Origin of the sequence: Microcystis sp. M061S2 (assembly GCF_020245605.1) — a bacterium.
Classification (GTDB): domain Bacteria; phylum Cyanobacteriota; class Cyanobacteriia; order Cyanobacteriales; family Microcystaceae; genus Microcystis.
This window is the reverse complement of the sequence record NZ_JADBUP010000062.1, coordinates 62,444-78,080: the sequence shown is the minus strand read 5'-3', so window position 1 is coordinate 78,080 and position 15,637 is coordinate 62,444. Positions and strand designations below refer to the sequence as shown.

18 protein-coding genes and 2 tRNA genes are annotated in these 15,637 nt (G+C 43.6%); 10 read left to right on the top strand and 10 right to left on the bottom strand.

Translation table 11 applies throughout. From position 1 onward, the window contains the following. Window positions 1-228: 228 nt before the first annotated feature. The 3 genes from IM475_RS11540 to plsY all read left to right on the top strand — a co-directional run bounded on the left by IM475_RS11540 (window position 229) and on the right by plsY (window position 2,785). A complete protein-coding gene (locus IM475_RS11540) occupies window positions 229-1,254 on the top strand; it encodes an ABC transporter ATP-binding protein (protein ID WP_287658786.1) in 1,026 nt (341 codons plus the stop codon). Between the two features lie 82 nt (window positions 1,255-1,336). Then, window positions 1,337-2,032, top strand: coding sequence for a 3-oxoacyl-ACP reductase FabG (gene fabG / locus IM475_RS11535; protein WP_002799931.1), 696 nt, complete (start codon window positions 1,337-1,339; stop codon window positions 2,030-2,032). 69 nt (window positions 2,033-2,101) lie between these two features. Beyond that, window positions 2,102-2,785: a glycerol-3-phosphate 1-O-acyltransferase PlsY gene (gene plsY / locus IM475_RS11530; protein ID WP_502865606.1), complete on the top strand. Its 684-nt coding sequence runs from the start codon at window positions 2,102-2,104 to the stop codon at window positions 2,783-2,785. A 211-nt stretch (window positions 2,786-2,996) separates the two neighbouring features. On the opposite strand, the gene IM475_RS11525 is transcribed toward plsY, so the two are convergent. Together IM475_RS11525 and IM475_RS11520 are read right to left on the bottom strand one after the other, a co-directional pair. Further along, a complete protein-coding gene (locus IM475_RS11525) occupies window positions 2,997-3,998 on the bottom strand; it encodes an Npun_R2821/Npun_R2822 family protein (protein WP_287727632.1) in 1,002 nt (333 codons plus the stop codon). Window positions 3,999-4,178: 180 nt separating this feature from the next. Continuing rightward, the gene (locus IM475_RS11520) at window positions 4,179-5,684 is read right to left on the bottom strand and encodes a hypothetical protein (RefSeq protein ID WP_287727631.1); all 1,506 of its coding nucleotides are present in this window, start codon (window positions 5,682-5,684) and stop codon (window positions 4,179-4,181) included. Between the two features lie 127 nt (window positions 5,685-5,811). Here IM475_RS11520 and IM475_RS11515 point away from each other — a divergent pair. Next, window positions 5,812-5,884 (top strand) — tRNA-Glu (locus tag IM475_RS11515). 18 nt (window positions 5,885-5,902) lie between these two features. Here IM475_RS11515 and IM475_RS11510 read toward each other — a convergent pair. Then, window positions 5,903-7,252: a sensor histidine kinase gene (locus IM475_RS11510; RefSeq protein WP_287727630.1), complete on the bottom strand. Its 1,350-nt coding sequence runs from the start codon at window positions 7,250-7,252 to the stop codon at window positions 5,903-5,905. A gap of 55 nt (window positions 7,253-7,307) precedes the next feature. Then, the gene (locus tag IM475_RS11505; protein WP_170915378.1) at window positions 7,308-7,484 is read right to left on the bottom strand and encodes a hypothetical protein; all 177 of its coding nucleotides are present in this window, start codon (window positions 7,482-7,484) and stop codon (window positions 7,308-7,310) included. A gap of 88 nt (window positions 7,485-7,572) precedes the next feature. On the opposite strand from IM475_RS11505, the gene IM475_RS11500 reads away from it, so the two are divergent. From IM475_RS11500 to IM475_RS11490, 3 genes are all read left to right on the top strand, one after another. Beyond that, entirely contained in the window at window positions 7,573-8,046 is a 474-nt protein-coding gene (locus tag IM475_RS11500) for an EVE domain-containing protein (protein ID WP_287727629.1), read from the top strand. A gap of 3 nt (window positions 8,047-8,049) precedes the next feature. Then, window positions 8,050-8,904 carry a prohibitin family protein gene (locus IM475_RS11495; RefSeq protein WP_287727628.1) on the top strand — a complete coding sequence of 285 codons (855 nt, stop codon included), beginning with the start codon at window positions 8,050-8,052 and terminating at the stop codon, window positions 8,902-8,904. A 261-nt stretch (window positions 8,905-9,165) separates the two neighbouring features. Next, a tRNA-Gly gene (locus IM475_RS11490) sits at window positions 9,166-9,237 on the top strand. Window positions 9,238-9,299: 62 nt separating this feature from the next. On the opposite strand, the gene IM475_RS11485 is transcribed toward IM475_RS11490, so the two are convergent. The 4 genes from IM475_RS11485 to IM475_RS11470 all read right to left on the bottom strand — a co-directional run bounded on the left by IM475_RS11485 (window position 9,300) and on the right by IM475_RS11470 (window position 10,560). Beyond that, complete coding sequence (locus IM475_RS11485; RefSeq protein WP_194016025.1) at window positions 9,300-9,569, bottom strand: type II toxin-antitoxin system RelE family toxin; 270 nt, start codon at window positions 9,567-9,569, stop codon at window positions 9,300-9,302. Further along, entirely contained in the window at window positions 9,566-9,784 is a 219-nt protein-coding gene (locus IM475_RS11480; protein ID WP_043997602.1) for a hypothetical protein, read from the bottom strand. The genes IM475_RS11485 and IM475_RS11480 overlap by 4 nt, the downstream gene beginning before the upstream one ends. A 178-nt stretch (window positions 9,785-9,962) precedes the next feature. Then, window positions 9,963-10,361 (bottom strand): type II toxin-antitoxin system VapC family toxin, encoded by a 399-nt coding sequence (gene vapC / locus IM475_RS11475; RefSeq protein WP_287727627.1) that lies wholly within the window; start codon window positions 10,359-10,361, stop codon window positions 9,963-9,965. Further along, window positions 10,348-10,560, bottom strand: a complete 213-nt coding sequence (locus IM475_RS11470) for a type II toxin-antitoxin system VapB family antitoxin (RefSeq protein WP_002758634.1) — start codon at window positions 10,558-10,560, stop codon at window positions 10,348-10,350. The genes vapC and IM475_RS11470 overlap by 14 nt, the downstream gene beginning before the upstream one ends. 272 nt (window positions 10,561-10,832) lie before the next feature. Here IM475_RS11470 and IM475_RS11465 point away from each other — a divergent pair, with 272 nt between their 5' ends. Then, window positions 10,833-11,798, top strand: a complete 966-nt coding sequence (locus tag IM475_RS11465; protein ID WP_002799953.1) for a COG2958 family protein — start codon at window positions 10,833-10,835, stop codon at window positions 11,796-11,798. Between the two features lie 351 nt (window positions 11,799-12,149). Here IM475_RS11465 and IM475_RS11460 read toward each other — a convergent pair whose 3' ends face one another. Further along, window positions 12,150-13,574 carry a protein adenylyltransferase SelO gene (locus IM475_RS11460; RefSeq protein WP_502865607.1) on the bottom strand — a complete coding sequence of 475 codons (1,425 nt, stop codon included), beginning with the start codon at window positions 13,572-13,574 and terminating at the stop codon, window positions 12,150-12,152. 82 nt (window positions 13,575-13,656) lie between these two features. Between IM475_RS11460 and IM475_RS11455 the strand changes: the two genes are divergently transcribed. Both IM475_RS11455 and IM475_RS11450 read left to right on the top strand, forming a co-directional pair. Continuing rightward, window positions 13,657-13,914, top strand: coding sequence for a CRR7 family NDH-1 assembly protein (locus tag IM475_RS11455; RefSeq protein WP_287658778.1), 258 nt, complete (start codon window positions 13,657-13,659; stop codon window positions 13,912-13,914). A 42-nt stretch (window positions 13,915-13,956) separates the two neighbouring features. Further along, complete coding sequence (locus IM475_RS11450) at window positions 13,957-14,367, top strand: salt stress protein, Slr1339 family (RefSeq protein WP_287727625.1); 411 nt, start codon at window positions 13,957-13,959, stop codon at window positions 14,365-14,367. A gap of 6 nt (window positions 14,368-14,373) precedes the next feature. On the opposite strand, the gene IM475_RS11445 is transcribed toward IM475_RS11450, so the two are convergent. Then, the gene (locus IM475_RS11445) at window positions 14,374-15,603 is read right to left on the bottom strand and encodes a hypothetical protein (protein ID WP_287727624.1); all 1,230 of its coding nucleotides are present in this window, start codon (window positions 15,601-15,603) and stop codon (window positions 14,374-14,376) included. Window positions 15,604-15,637 lie beyond the last annotated feature (34 nt).

Genomic DNA, 15,637 nt, shown 5'->3' with positions numbered 1-15,637 from the left:
CCAGATCTCAACAAAATTGAAAAGTTCTGGGCTAGATTGAAAAACTATGTTAGTCAGATTATCAATGATAGTGAAAACCTTGTGGATGCTGTGAGTAAAGCCTTCAGGCATCTGTCCTAACTAACTCGTTCTATGCCATACCAGATTTTCAAGTGGGGAATCTGGGTTAAAATAGACCGAGAAAGTTAACAAAAAAATTGTCTCGCTCAAGTGGGCGAAAATCAGCTTATGACCCTTGCGGTGGCGATCGAAAAGTTAAAAAAATCCTACGGTCAGACAGCAGCGGTTAAAGATATCTCCTTTACCGTGGCAGCGGCAGAAATCTTCGGTTTACTCGGTCCCAATGGTGCGGGGAAAACCACCACGATCCGCTGTCTTTGTACCCTTGCTAAACCCGATGGCGGCAAAATCGAGGTGGGGGGTGTCGATGCCCTGAATAACCCCAAATCCGCCCGTAAACGCCTGGGTTACGTTGCCCAAGAAGTCGCCCTCGATAAAATGCTCACCGGCCGGGAACTGTTGCAACTACAAGCGGCTCTCTATCACATTCCCCCTCAAAAGTCAAGAGAGCGCATCAAAGAATTAATAAATCTTTTAGGATTAGAGGAATACGCCGACAAAAAAACGGGGACCTATTCCGGCGGCATCAAAAAACGGCTGGATTTAGCGGCGGGATTACTGCACCAGCCAGAAGTTTTAGTGCTAGATGAACCGACTGTGGGCCTCGATATCGAAAGTCGTTTGATTGTCTGGGATTTTCTGCGACAATTGCGGGCGGCCGGAACCAGTGTATTAATTACCAGCCATTATCTCGAAGAAATCGACGCTTTGGCCGATAACTTGGCAATTATCGACAATGGTATCGTCATCGCTCGCGGTACCCCCTCACAACTGAAGGAGCAACTGGGCGGCGATCGCATTACCTTAAAAGTGCGGGAATTTTCCCCAGAGGAAGAAGCTTTCCAAGCGAAAGAGTTATTATCTCGTCTGCCTTTTGTCGAGGAAGTGATTGTTAATACCGCCCAGGGTAACTCCCTTAATCTCATCGTCACGGCCAATAGCAATCCTTTAAGCAAAATTGAACAAACCCTAGCCGAATCAGGATTACCCGTGTTTAGCATGGCCCAATCCCGTCCTAGTCTCGATGATGTCTATCTAGCGGCCACCGGACGCACCCTGATGGATGCGGAAATTGCCGCCGCCAGCAGTCGCGACCTGAAGGCGGAGAAAAAACAAGCGATGAAGGAATCCTAGTCCGGCGAGAAAAGCTGTAATATTGCCCAATTGCCCGGTTAAATCGTCTATAATTGGAGCGATCGACTATCTATCAATCAATATGAAAGATAAACGGGTATTGCTGACCGGCGGTACGGGAGGACTGGGTTTAGGAGTCACTCCGGCGGTTTTACACCATGGCGGTCATCTGACCATGACCTATCGGGAGGAAAGGGAGGTAGGTCGTCTGAAATCTCGGCTGAGTGCGGCGGAATTTGAGCGTATTCGCTTTGTCAGGGTGGATTTGACCCAAGAAACTGCCGTGGCTAGATTAATTGATGATCTCGGTCGTGTCGATGTTTTAATTCATCTAGTCGGGGGTTTTACCATGGGGGCGACGGAGGAGTTTAGCTATGAAGATTGGCTAAAAATGTTCGATTTAAACCTCCATAGCACTTTTTTACTGTGTAAACACTGTTTACGCTCGATGAAACTTCATAATTATGGTCGTATAGTCACTATCGGTTCTCGTGGCGCCGTACAACCGGGGGCAAATTTGGCCGCCTATTGTGCCTCGAAAGCGGCGGTAGTGGCTTTAACTCAAGCGATCGCAGAAGAAACCAAACAGACTAATATTACTGCTAACGTGGTTTTGCCAAGTGTTATCGATACTCCGGGCAACCGGGAAGCGATGGGGGAGGCAAATGCCAAGGACTGGGTAAGTCCCCAATCTCTAGCCGAGGTGATCTGTTTTCTGGCGGGGGAAGGGGCGAAAGACCTGCGCGGGGCGGCAATTCCCGTCTATGGTTCCCTGTGAGTGGTTTTTTGTCTTCAGGCTGATACACTGATAACGGCGCTCGCTCTTGCTAAAAATTGGGGTTAATTTATGCTTATTCCGATTCTTATCAGTCTTATTATCTTGCTTTTATCCTATCTGTTCGGTTCGATTCCCACGGGTTATTTAATCGGTAAATACAGCAAAGGCATCGATATTCGTGACTATGGTTCCGGTTCCACCGGGGCCACCAATGTGCTGAGAACTCTGGGAAAACCTGCTGGGGCGACGGTGTTATTAATTGATATGTTAAAAGGAATGGCGGCGGTGGCCCTGGTACGAGGACTATATTTTATGGATGTCAATCCTCTCCCAGAAAGTTGGTATTACTGGTTAATTATCGGGGCAGCATTGGGGGCAATCATCGGTCATAGTAAATCGATTTTCTTGAATTTTAGTGGTGGTAAATCGGTCGCCACCAGTTTAGGGGTTTTATTAGTGATGAATCCCCTAGTGGCTTGCGGAACTTTGGCGAGTTTTTTAGTTATTCTGGCACTTTTCCGGATTGTTTCTTTAGGTTCGATTATCGGGGCGCTGGTGGTGAACATTTTAATGGTTGTTTTGGGTCAACCTCTCCCCTATATTTTATTTAGTTTGATGGGGGGAATCTATGTGATTGTTCGTCATCAGGGTAATATTAAAAGATTGTTGGCAGGGACGGAACCGAAAATAGGACAGAAAGTGCAGCCATCATCGCAATTAGATTACAGCGTTTCTTCTACAGATGAAGTGTAACCTAATTTGCTATCATCTCTGGATGACTGGCTAATGTTCCCTGTTGCCCGTTCCCTTTTCCCTAAAACCAGAGACTTCCTAACTCACCCTTAAGATAACTGATACTAAATCCATTGAGTATAAGCTACATATCAGGACAGGCAATAGGCAATAGGCAATAGGGGCAATAAATAATCAGTCTTTAATAACCGGATTTAGTAACTCCTAATTATTATTTTTCCAGGCCCAGTTTTCTGGTTACTTTTTGCCAAAAGGTTGGGGTCGGTGGTTGATAGGGTTTGGGACTATCGGTAAATATAGGACGTTGACTAGGTTCGTAGAGATAACGATAGTGTAAGAAAATATCTCGATAGGGAAAATCGAGGTTTTCACCGCTACAAAGTCGAGTGAACAGAGAGGAAGATAAACCAATGTAGTGAAGGTATGTCAAACGTTTGCCCTTATCGTAAAGAATATTATCTAAAGCCTGAAAATGGGGAGAGGTGACACAGCAGCCGGTGCGTTCTTCTTTAGGCAATTGAAGAGCTAGATTATATATAGAAAAATTTGAGCGCATCATCATATAATTGACGATAGTTTGATCGGGAGCCATCGGATAGAGGATTTCTGCTTCTCCTGCTCGCAATTGTTCTACTAGCCAATCTCGCTGATTTCCATCGAATAAACCAATTTTAGAAGCATAGAAACCCGCACAAAAAATCTCCTTTTCGATACGATCACGGGAAAAAACCTCGAATAATTTTGGTTGAGAAACTTCGTAGACATGAGTGGGATCTTTATGCTGAAAGTCATAAACAACACAATCGTGCCTATCTAGGATAGCGAAGATTTTATCAACGGCATCGAGTAGCAAGGTGTCCCCATCCATGTAGATAAAACGCTCGAAGGGACTATCAAAAGCAATAAAACGGTGGTGCATTCCCATACGATAATATCGGTCAGTGCAACCCGATTTCAACCAACGTTCGCGGGCTTGCGGGTGGCTATCCCAAATCGACTTGGCGAAATTTTCCCAGCGTTCGATAATTTCCTGATTATCAAATAACTCTACATTAGGACGTTGAGCAATTTCCGCCTTGATACGTTCGGTGTTGTCATCGTAGGGATAGACACAAACAGGAAGATCTTTTCCTCCATTGACCTCGATGCTGTTGAGTAGGGCGACTAATTGATCGTAAACGCGATCATTGGCTAAGGTACAGATACCGTCCATAAGTAATGCCAAGGAAAAAAATCAAAACCTATTATCTTTGCCGTTAGTTTAACTTATTTTTGTCGTTAACGGAGGCAGGGGGCAACAGTAAAGGGATTGGAGGAGATTCGGCTAATCCAAGAATAAGCAGTTTAAATACGTCTTAGCTTACCCGATCGGCTATACCCAAAACCGATCGATTTAGCGTTTGCGTTTGAGTAATTTAGGAATGCGTCGATTGTACCGCAACCAACGCCAAATTTTAATAACTAATTCCTCCACCCATAAAATAATCGCATCTAATCCCTCTAAAATCCGTTCTAAGGGGTGTTTAACGTAGCCGACGGGGGTTGATTCGGTTTCTAACCATTCTTCGTTAATTGGTTGAATTATCTCCCTAGCGTAGCGGGGATCTAATTGGGTTGCGGGGGGGGATTCTCCAGGAGTAATTTCAGCGGCGGCCGGGGGGATTTTTTGTAAAGATTTATTTTGTTTTTCTTGACTAAAAGCTTTTTTTGTGATGAAAGGCTCGGCTGGTGTGCCTGGGGACTGGGGAAGGGGATAAGCGGGGTTAAGGCGCGATTTTTCGGAGTCTTGGGGAGAAATAGCCAAGATATCGGCGGATTCTAGCCATGGTTGCTCGCTGACGGCGGAAAATGTCAGGGATTGGCCAGAGGCAAAGAAGTGATCGATCGCCGCTTGGATGAGTTTGCCGATCGTGAAGGGATCCGCTTGGGTTTGTTTTTCTAGCCAATCCTGGAGACGTTGCTTGAAGGTGATCAGCAGAGAATTAGGAAGACTTAGGGGATATTTTGCCGATAAAGCGGGTGAATCAGCACTATATTCTAAATTATTCTTCTCTTTTGCCCAGAAATGCTCGATCGCCGCATAAATTAACCAATAAAGTCGCCAGAGATAGGAGGAATTTTTCTCGAGAGTCGGGGACTGGTTAATGAGATCGGAAGGTAGGTTAGAGGTGTGGCTAACACTGCTGGGGATTGCGGGGGAGATAGCGAGAAATTTAGCCTCGAAAATTGCTAATTTTTCGTCAATAACTTGTAAAATCGCTTGAGAATTTAAATTAGGCAGTGGTAAAGAGGGTGGTGTCGGGGTTTTGACGAGATGGGATTCCTGGAAGAGATTTATGGCGATCGCTATTTGGCCCTGTTGTTCCCAGCGTAGTAGGTTCCAAAACCAACGGATCGGAGGCAAGACAGGATTTTTGTCGGTAAAATTCGGTAATAAAGGCGGATATTGAGGATTTAATCGCCTAATTCTCCGTTTTTCGAGAGCGTAGTTAGCCAGTGCCGTCCTAATTTGTTTTTCTATTTGTCTTTGGGTTTGATTATCGGTGATTTTAACAGTCTGGTGATCGTTAGTGACGAAAACTAAAGCTTGATCCTCTAGATCGGCTGCTATGCCAATAAATGGCGTTTCTCGGTCGGATAAGCTCTGTAGAAATTCTTCGATCGCATCGGTTCCATCCTTGCCGGGGGGTGATAATTGTTTCTGGAGGCTGTTCCCCAATTGATTAGCCGTCATCCGCAGGGATTGTACCAGCAAATAGACGGGATAGAGGGCTATTTGCAGGGCAAGAGCGATCGCATTTTGACCGCGACGGGAGACGCGGCCGAGGTTATCTTTCAGACGGATCAAACGACGGTTGATCAGGTTGAACAGTCGGCTTTTATAGGGATCGGCAGCCATGGATTTTCGGCGATAACATCTTCATTTAGACTATCCTATTGTGCAAGGGCGGGATAAAAAAATTTTTTGCCAAAACCCTTGACTCCCAGAAAGATTATTGTTATATTTAAAAAGGTCTGAAATCCACGCCCCCATCGTCTAGTGGCCTAGGACACCTCCCTTTCACGGAGGCGACAGGGATTCGAATTCCCTTGGGGGTATAAAAAAAGTCAGAGGTGTTAAGCTTCTGACTTTTCGGTTTTTTTCTCCCGTTGATGGCTTTTCGGTAGGGTGACGGTGAAGATTGTTCCTCGATCGATCTGACTTTCGACGCTAATTTGTCCATGATGACTGAGGGTAATCGCTAAAGCGATCGCTAATCCTAATCCTGTTCCCCCGGAAGTGGCGGAATTTTGCCGTGCGGGATCGAGACGATAAAAGCGATCAAAAATATGAGACAAAGCAGCCTCGGGAATACCGATTCCGTTATCTTTGACGCGTACCAGTAACACCGATTGTCGATCGCGTTTACTTTTTTCCAATTCCACTGCCACATTTTTAGGCTCAGATTCGGGCAAAAAAGCGTGTTTTAGGGCATTAGAAATTAAATTTGTGAATAAACGAGCTAATTGATCCCAATCTCCCTCCATAGTAAACATTTCATCGCTGTAGGAAAAATCCTCTTGATCCGGTTCCACAATCGACAAAGAGAGGGAAATTCCCTGCTTATCGGCGATTAAACGCTGTTCTTCCACCACTTCCATCAATAAAGCATCCAAAGGTACAGCTTGCTCGATCGGTTGGACGATGCCACTATCGGAACGGGCTAAAAAGAGCAGATCATTGACTAAATTGCCCAATCTTTCCGTTAAACGATCGATCACCCGCAAGCGTTGATCGCCAGTTTGGGGATAAGCGATCGCCATTTGCACGTTAGTTTGGATAGTGGCGATCGGATTGCGTAATTCATGGGAAGCATCGGCGGTAAATTGTTTTAAACTCTGATAGGACTCTTTTACTGGTTGAATGGCTAAACCGGACAAAAACCAACCAATCCCAGCGACACTGGCAATCATCAGGCAAATTCCGACGATTAAATCCCATAATAGCTGTCTAATCGGTTTTGTCACCTCAAACCAAGGATGACTTACCCGCAGATATCCCAAAACATAATGACCGATTTCCACCCTTTCGGTTACTTGTCGCAGCAGACGATTATCGGATAAGCGAATAGTTTCCCCTTGACGGTGGGGATGGAGGGGAATATCTAAGGATTCAGCCAAAGTTGACCAAACTAGATTACCTTGGGGATCAAACCATTCCAAATCTATATGATCGTCCTCGACGGATTTACCCTGACTGGGAAAACTTGCGAGGGGATCGACGCGATAACGTCCTTGATCCGGGGGAATCGATTCGATCACGAGGGAACGATTTACCACCTCAATGATGTGTTTGAGGGTATCATCAATGCGATCTACTAGGGTATGGCGCACATAAAAATACATTCCCGTAGCGAGAAAAAGCAGTAGTATGGCAGTGACGGCAGTGTACCATAAGGCTAAACGGCGGCGAGTGGCTTGGAACACCGATAATCTATGGATTGGCTAGAGATTTTTAGAGCAATGTATCCTATTTTACAGCTTATTTGATCGATTTAATAATCGAGAATAAATTATTTTTAGCTATAGGGAAAAACTGACGGTTGCCAAGAATAGCTAGACTTGAACGCTCATAGTCCTTAAAAATTGCCGCTAACAAAGGTATTTTTAGATACATTCTTCTCAATAATTGTTTGAGTAGAACTACAAAAGCAGTCAAAGTGAATTATATTTAACCCTATGGTGACAGGGCTGACAGGAACGGCTAAAAATATTTTTGAGCTTATTTGAATTAATCACAACTATAAATGATGAATTTAAATTACTGGTTAATGAAATCGGAACCCGATGTCTATAGTATCGAGGATTTAAAAAAAGATGGTCAAACTATTTGGGAAGGGGTGCGAAATTATCAGGCCCGCAATTTTCTCCGTCAGATGAAACGGGGAGATTTGGCCTTTTTTTATCATTCTAATACCACCCCGCCGGGGATTGTCGGCTTGATGCGAGTAGTGCAAACTGATATGATCGATCCCACACAATTCGATACCGATAGTCCCTACTATGACTCTAAATCCTCCCCAGATTCACCGCGCTGGTGGACGGTTAAAGTTGAGTTCGAGCGCCTTTTTCCCCAACTGCTGCCCCTGGGAATTTTAAAACAAAATTTTACCGCCGATGAATTATTATTAGTAAGGACAGGAAATCGTCTGTCAGTGATGCCTGTCAATCAAGCAATTGCAGTAAAAATTCTCGCTTTAGTCGCTCATCAAGGAGTATAAACTGTGAACCAGAAAGATGCTATTAATTTACTTTCCCTGATCGGGGGATTATTGGTCACTATTGTCATTTTAGCGGCCTTTAATGCCTATGTGATTATCACCCCCGGACAAGCAGGGGTTTTAAGTGTGTTAGGAAAGGCTAAGGACGGGGTTTTATTGGAGGGATTGCACTTTAAACCTCCCTTTGTTTCTAGTGTCGATATCTACGATGTTACGGTGCAAAAATTTGAAGTTCCCGCCCAAAGTTCCACTAAAGATTTACAGGATTTATCCGCTAGTTTTGCGATTAATTTTCGTCTCGATCCGACGCAAGTAGTGACCATTAGAAGAACCCAAGGCACCCTCCAAAATATTGTCGCTAAAATTATCGCCCCTCAAACCCAAGAATCCTTTAAAATTGCCGCCGCTAAAAGAACCGTAGAGGAGGCAATTACTCGACGCAGTGAGTTAAAAGAAGACTTTGATAATGCCCTATCGACTCGGTTAGAAAAGTATGGTATTCTAGTCTTAGATACCAGTGTGGTAGATTTGAATTTTTCTCCAGAATTTGCTCGGGCTGTCGAAGATAAACAAATCGCAGAACAACGCGCCCAAAGAGCCGTTTATATCACCCAAGAAGCGGAACAACAGGCCCAAGCAGAAGTTAATCGCGCTAAAGGGAAAGCTGAGGCACAAAGACTATTAGCAGAAACTTTAAAAGAACAGGGAGGCGGATTAGTTTTACAGAAAGAAGCGATCGAAGCTTGGCGCGAAGGTGGGGCGCAAATGCCCCGGGTTTTAGTCATGGATGGATCGGGAAAAAATAGCGTACCATTTTTATTTAATTATAGTGATTCTTTTCCAGAAAATACCCCCTAAATTCCTGTCCAAGCTCAGAGGCATTTTCAAAGAAACCTTGCCAACTTCTCAAAATTACCCGGTGATATTATCGACAAATGGCATTTAAAACAATCTCTAGCTCCTTGACTCTTTGAGGATGAAGAAGTTGAACGGTGAATATTTTTGATCATCCGCTGGCGAGTCTATTTAGCGTTTCTGGACAAACCGGCGCGATGATGAAAAACAGCCTAGAGCAGTTGCTCTTGTCGGGGGGTCAATGCTATGATTAGGGATGGTTTTGCGGGTATAGTTCAGTGGTAGAACGTCACCTTCCCAAGGTGAATGTCGCGCGTTCGAGTCGCGTTACCCGCTTCTGACGACAATGGGAATCTTCCCTAACATTCCCCAACTGGGCCTACCAGAGCGGCACCGCACTACAATTGATCCAGCAGCATATCGTACTCTGCATGGGAACCAACCCAGAACCAAATCACCGTATCATCCTCTAATTGACCGACAGCACGATAATCCCTATTGATGCGTGCAGAATAGATGGGCAGCTGTGGATGGACTTTCTTGAATCGCAAGCTGGGATAGCTTGGGTCTTCTTTGAATTGCCGATACGCTTTACGGGTCTGCTCTTGAATCGGTTTTGGAAGATCTGCAAACATCTCCCGAAAACGAGCAGTGGTACAAGACTTCACAACGTTTCTGGGTCTAATTCTTGAGTCTTGCCCAATCGATGTTCTGCCATTGCTTCGGCTGCTAGTTTAGCCAGCAAGTTTGGTGAGCGGGTAAAGGAGTCATTCCATCGCTTTTCTTCTTCGAGTTCTGCCAAAATTAGGGTTGCGATCGCGTCCTGTTGATCGGTTGACAAGGTTTGTAATTGGGCGATCGCCTGCTCAAGTCGTTCAGTCATAGACAACATCTAACGTATAGGGCTTAATATATTCTAGCCTCCACGTTGCTACAGCGATGGCGTACTGCTACCCAGTGCCTTCAGCATCGCACTTAAACTCACAGCTTCAATACATGGGCATGGTGCGTTCCCAAAAATCGATCAGTGGAGCAGTAGGAGTCAGATTAGGGAACGCACCCTACGGCTGAAAACGGAGATTTTGAAGAGATCGCACTTGAGCAATGGTTTCAAAATCACGGTCGTTGTGAATCAGAAGCAGATCATTTTCTAGTGCCGCTTGAGCAATACAGCAATCAATTGGGCTGCGAACAGTCAATCCTTGACGACGCAGATCATAGTAAATACGTGCAGCTGCTTGCCAGGAAGAAGGCCTGAGTTCAACATAATCCTGCACTTCGAGATAAGTAGAGAGGATTGTCCACTCTTGCTCGTTTAAGCTCCCTTGAAGCAGTTCCAGCTGAGTAAAGCGGGTGAGTAAAATCTCACGATTTGCAATTAACGTTTCCAGTTGCTGGCGAACTTGATCACCACGACTGCGGAAGACGCTGATCCACACAGATGTGTCAATCAGCAACATGACCGGTTTCCCGTAGGGCTTTATAATCAAAATCTGGAGCAAATTGAATTTGTCCGGCAAGGTCGAGAAGGTTTTTCTTACGGCGCGATCTCACGAATTCTTGTAGAGCAAGATTCATTAGTTCCTCTTGGGTGGTGAGGTTAGTCAGTTGAAAGGCTTCCTTGAGAAGCGATTCATCAAGGTTGAGGGTAATTTGCATAGGATGGATATTAGATTGAAGTATGGGTGATTATTCTCTTTACATTTTAATCCTATAGATGACTAACCCAACTCTGGGCATATCTTTGTTAGTTGGCCCTCAAACCTTGCTTTAATCTATGGGCATGGTGCGTTCCCCAAAAATCGATCGGTGGAGCAGTATGACTTGCATTAGGGAACGCACCCTACGGCTACAGAAAAAGCGATCATCTGATAGAGTAGCATAGAGAGAGTAGTGTTACTTAGTCATTATATTATTAATGATCTCGATTAATGTCTAACTTATCTCAAGTTCAAAAGATAGCTGAATTTTTAAAGCAGCATCCAGGAGAAAAATTTAATGCAAGACAAATTGCAGAAGCGATTGTTGCAAAGTATCCCGAAGACTATAAGGAAAAGCGAAATAATGAAAGATTTCCCAGCGATAGGGCTTTTATTTCTCAGGTTGTCGCTGAAATTGGCTCAAATAAGGATAGTATTATCAAGAAAGATCCCCATATTTGCTGGCAGGATAAACCTCGTCCAAGAATTTACTGGTATGATCCTGAAAAATTGATTGATCAAGATTATTCCTACTTTACTGTCTCTCAAAATAACAACGAAGATAGTGAGTTAGAAGAAGAAATTTTTGTGCAATCTGTTCCGTCCACAAAAGTTTTATCAGAACTAGAACTTTATCCATTTTTAATTGATTTTCTCAAAATAGAATACAAGCTTTATTGTCAAAGAATTGATGAGAAACGCTCTAAGAATCAACGGGGAGCAGGAGGAAATCAATGGTTACATCCTGATATTGTGGCAATGCAGGCAATTGATAAGGAATGGCATGAGTTGGTCAGAACTTGCGTTCAAGAAGGAGAAGGAAGAAGAGTCAGGCTCTGGTCTTTTGAGGTTAAAAAGGAACTGAATAGCTCTAATATTAGAAGTAGCTTTTTTCAAGCAGTTAGTAATTCTAGTTGGGCTAATGAAGGATATTTGGTCACAACTTCTATAACTGATAACATTGAACAAGAACTGCGTATGTTGTCTGCACTTCATGGAATTGGAGTCATTATTCTAGATACGGAAAACCCTTCTGAAAGTGAGATATTTTTACCAGCAAAATCTAGGGCAGAAATTGACTGGCAATCAGTGAATCGTATTGTGGTTGAAAATGATGATTTTAAAGATTATATTGAGCTAGTTTCAACTTATTACCAAACTGGAAGAATTAGAAGTCGGGATTGGAATAAAATTTGATAGATTTTCATAATCCCCGACCTTGATGATTAAAACCCTTAACCGTTTGTTCGGATATCTACTAGGGTACTGCAAACAATCTCCTTTAAGGATACTGATCACAGAATCCTTCCAGAATTTTAGCAAAGATTCTTAGATATGACTGCACTTTGTCACAAAATTTTACTATTATTTTGACAACTCTCAATGGTTGGAGAGAAAACATTGATCGCCAAGTCTGGTCAATTTTTGTCCAACGCATTTCAGGAAATGACCTAAATAAGTAGCTAGAGATAATTAATTACACATATTTAACTACCTCTTGCCTATTCTAACCAAGAAATTAACTTTGCACCACTACTTATTACTTAATTACTGTTTATTTTGTAATTTTATCACTAATTCTTGGAAAGGTTGCCAATCATCTTTATAGGTAATGGCTTCCCAGACCGATTCGATTAGCGGTCTAAGTAAAGCAGTTTTAGGATTATAATGCGTTAAGGTATCGCCGATTTGAGCCAAAGAATCTGAGGGTAATTGATTTAAGACCAAACTATATAATTCTCGCCAACGTTGCCAATCAGCTTTTGGTAAATCCATATTTTCAAGAATTAGAGAACTATTTTCTGGCCAACCGTAATTAAATTGTTCACTTAATTGATAGAAAAAGTCATGATAACCGAGGCTGGTTTCTTGGAGAACTTCCACAGTTTTGCTGACCAGTAAAGCAGATTCTGGAGTAAAAATATCCTCAAAACCTAACTTTTTGAGCATCATTTTTTGATAATAAAAATTGTAATGCTGGTCATAGTTAGCCAAAGCCATATCTAACTCTAACAAGGAGACAACCATGGCCAGGGGAGATTGCAGTAACTCTAGATTTAAGCGACAGATAAAAGGCTGATTGCCATAACTATAACGGCCACCGTAGTCGAAATAGGCCGCCGTAAATTGGGGGTTATAGGAAGGAATAAAAGCGTAGGGACCATAATCGAAACTTTCCCCAGTAATTGACATATTATCGGTATTGAGAACCCCATGACAAAAACCTGCAGCCATCCATTGGGCTGCTAATTTAGCGGTTCTTTCAATCAAAGCGGCGTAAAATTTTAAATAGCGATCGCTATCTTGGGGATCGATTTCAGGATAATAATAAATAATCACATGATCGAGGAGTCTTTTAATTAAATCACTACGTTTAATATGAAATAAACGCTCAAAAGTCCCGAAACGAATATGAGAATTACTAACTCGAATCATCACCGAAGATCGCGTCGGGGAAGGTTCATCGCCGCGCCAGAGAGCTTCCCCCGTTTCCACCAAACTCAAACAGCGAGAGGTATTCACCCCTAAACTGCGTAAAGCTTCCCCAGCTAAGACTTCTCTGACTCCACCCTTGAGAGTTAACCTACCGTCGGCATGACGGGAATAGGGGGTCCGTCCCGATCCTTTCGTACCAAAATCGTATAATTTGCCATCAATACCCCTAACTTGACCGTAGAGAAAACCGCGACCATCTCCCAAAAAAGGATTATACTCGCCAAATTGATAACCGTGGTAACGCAGGGCCAAAAAGGGGGTCAGGGATTGAAATTTACCAAAAGCCTCGATAAAATGCTCATCTAAGGTTAATTGTGGCTGAATTCCCACCAAAGGTAATAAAGCATCATTGCGAAAACGAAGGATATGACTGGGAAAATCCGCGGCCGCAACTTGATCGTAGTATTGGTCCCCCAAGTCCTGCATGGCGCTTTCGTAAGGGAGACTGAGAAAGGGATTGGTGAGATGGTCTGTCATAGTGGTGGTGTTGATCGAGCGTTGAGGCGATAAAGTGATAAAGATAGCCAAAAAATTTTCCTACTGAGACTATCAAACAGCGATGCCCGATTCTATTATGTATCAAGGGGACTATTTTCTTGTCCTCGAGGCCGATCAACCCGAACAATTCCAGACTCCCGACCAGTTGCGGGATAAGTTAAAAGATTTAATCACCGCAAAACCGGAGATTTGTCCCCGACAATTGGCGAAATTCTCTAGTTTTGAGGAAAAAGCTCTCTATCTGCGCGATAATTACTGCGAGTTGGACCTGAGTGAGGAGGGTTATTTACAATGGTATCTAGTGCGTTTGGAAAAATAAGTAAACCCGCTTTTTAACTTTTTACTTTCTAACTTGACCATTATGGGAGAAATAGAAGATTTACTGGCACAAATGAAGGCAGAATACCAGAAACGGGATCAGGAAAAACCGATGCCGTCCCCTTCTTCTCACCAAGAAAAAGATCGTTACCCAGACGAATTTAAGGTTAATTATGCCAGCGATTCTGCTACCGATGCGCTTTTAAAAGCTTTAGCCTTAGAAAACCAAGAAAGGCAACAACAGGAGGCAGCGGAAAAAGAAAAAGCAGCGGCATTAAAACAGCAGCGCAAGCGACAAGCTTTAACTAGAAAGGCGAAGCAATGGTTAGATAAATTAGATGCCAAATCGGATGAAGGACGCTGGTTTGAGGAGTTTTCATATAGCTACGATTCTCCTTTAGAAGCGGCGATTACCTATCTAGAAGCTTTGGGAGAAGTGGACATTTCTAAATGATCAGGTCTAATTTAAAGTTGTGGATAAATTGGCCGCGTCAAAAACTTGATTATGCCACCAAATATTATCACCAGCTATAATATTTGTGCCGTAACGGGGAACGATACCATAAACAGTGCCGGGGTCATAACCCAAAGCTTGACTGATGAGATTGTAGAGACGTTGTAGATCAAAACCCCGGGGGTCACAATGGGGATATTTTCCTTGATTAATCAGAAAACTATCCACGGCAAAATGGCTGACAATTTGCGGTAATTGTCCCGTTTGTAAGGCTGCTAGGAGATAATATTTCGCCGTTTGTTGGTATTGAAAATCGCTGTAACCGGGGAGGGGTTGCAAGCGTCCTTTGGTCAAACAGTGGGATCCCGGCGCTTGTACCAGTTCAATGTTAACGCTGGAGATAACCCGACGATTTCTTTCGGCAAAAACCGGTCGCAAGCGATCGCAATTAGGGTGGGACAGCTGCTGACAAATCGCTTCTGTTGCCCATAATGCGGTGCTTTTTGCCCCATCAAAGTAATTTACGGGATATTGTTTGACTAAACGCTTAAAAACGGCTTCTGAAGGCGTATTTAACCAAATTCTCGCCCTTTTTTCTAACTCAGGGGCCGATCGCGTACTCAAAGGAACACCCTCTAAAGCAAGTGCAAAACCCTTGACGCGGATAGTTTCTGGGGTAAGTTGCCACAGTTGACGCACTAATTGATCCCTGGTGTCTGCGGGCAGCATTTCGGCCGCTTGTTCATAAAAAGTGGCCGTGGGACGGTGACGTTCAAAAAAAGGCCGGGCGATCGAGTCTAAAATGTCTCTATCCCTAGAACTCGGTTTGCGGGGGATGTAAACATTCGGACCCAATTTCATCGGACCGCGAGCATATTTTTTCTGTTCTTCGATGTTACCCGCAGTCATACTCCAAGCTGTATCGTGGAGAATAAACAAGGGAGTGCGATCGAGGGTTAATTCGGTTTCTGGCGGGGCAATTTGCAAAAATTCGGCGATTTTCTGCTTTTCTAACTCATCTAGACTCTTACCGGCTAAATTCTCCCCCACAGTGGAGGGATTAAAAATATTTATGGTGGCAGTGGAGAGACTAGAGGTATTCAGTTTTAAAATCATTAGGGACAAGACCAAGCTAATCACCAAAGAAGTCACTCCCCATCGCCATTGTTCCAGGGGAAAGATAGAATATCTAGGGAGAGAAAATTGTCTTGATTTTTGCCGTCTTTGTCGATTCATCGGACTCTTTTAACTCTTTCCAACTATTGTATTC

Excerpts from the sequence above, each read along its gene's own strand:
- IM475_RS11540 (WP_287658786.1), top strand. The coding sequence starts at position 229 with ATGACCCTTGCGGTGGCGATCGAAAAGTTAAAAAAATCCTACGGTCAG.
- fabG (WP_002799931.1), top strand. The coding sequence starts at position 1,337 with ATGAAAGATAAACGGGTATTGCTGACCGGCGGTACGGGAGGACTGGGT.
- plsY (WP_502865606.1), top strand. The coding sequence starts at position 2,102 with ATGCTTATTCCGATTCTTATCAGTCTTATTATCTTGCTTTTATCCTAT.
- IM475_RS11525 (WP_287727632.1), bottom strand. The coding sequence starts at position 3,998 with ATGGACGGTATCTGTACCTTAGCCAATGATCGCGTTTACGATCAATTA.
- IM475_RS11520 (WP_287727631.1), bottom strand. The coding sequence starts at position 5,684 with ATGGCTGCCGATCCCTATAAAAGCCGACTGTTCAACCTGATCAACCGT.
- IM475_RS11500 (WP_287727629.1), top strand. The coding sequence starts at position 7,573 with ATGATGAATTTAAATTACTGGTTAATGAAATCGGAACCCGATGTCTAT.
- IM475_RS11480 (WP_043997602.1), bottom strand. The coding sequence starts at position 9,784 with ATGACTGAACGACTTGAGCAGGCGATCGCCCAATTACAAACCTTGTCA.
- vapC (WP_287727627.1), bottom strand. The coding sequence starts at position 10,361 with ATGTTGCTGATTGACACATCTGTGTGGATCAGCGTCTTCCGCAGTCGT.
- IM475_RS11470 (WP_002758634.1), bottom strand. The coding sequence starts at position 10,560 with ATGCAAATTACCCTCAACCTTGATGAATCGCTTCTCAAGGAAGCCTTT.
- IM475_RS11465 (WP_002799953.1), top strand. The coding sequence starts at position 10,833 with ATGTCTAACTTATCTCAAGTTCAAAAGATAGCTGAATTTTTAAAGCAG.
- IM475_RS11460 (WP_502865607.1), bottom strand. The coding sequence starts at position 13,574 with ATGACAGACCATCTCACCAATCCCTTTCTCAGTCTCCCTTACGAAAGC.
- IM475_RS11455 (WP_287658778.1), top strand. The coding sequence starts at position 13,657 with ATGCCCGATTCTATTATGTATCAAGGGGACTATTTTCTTGTCCTCGAG.
- IM475_RS11450 (WP_287727625.1), top strand. The coding sequence starts at position 13,957 with ATGGGAGAAATAGAAGATTTACTGGCACAAATGAAGGCAGAATACCAG.
- IM475_RS11445 (WP_287727624.1), bottom strand. The coding sequence starts at position 15,603 with ATGAATCGACAAAGACGGCAAAAATCAAGACAATTTTCTCTCCCTAGA.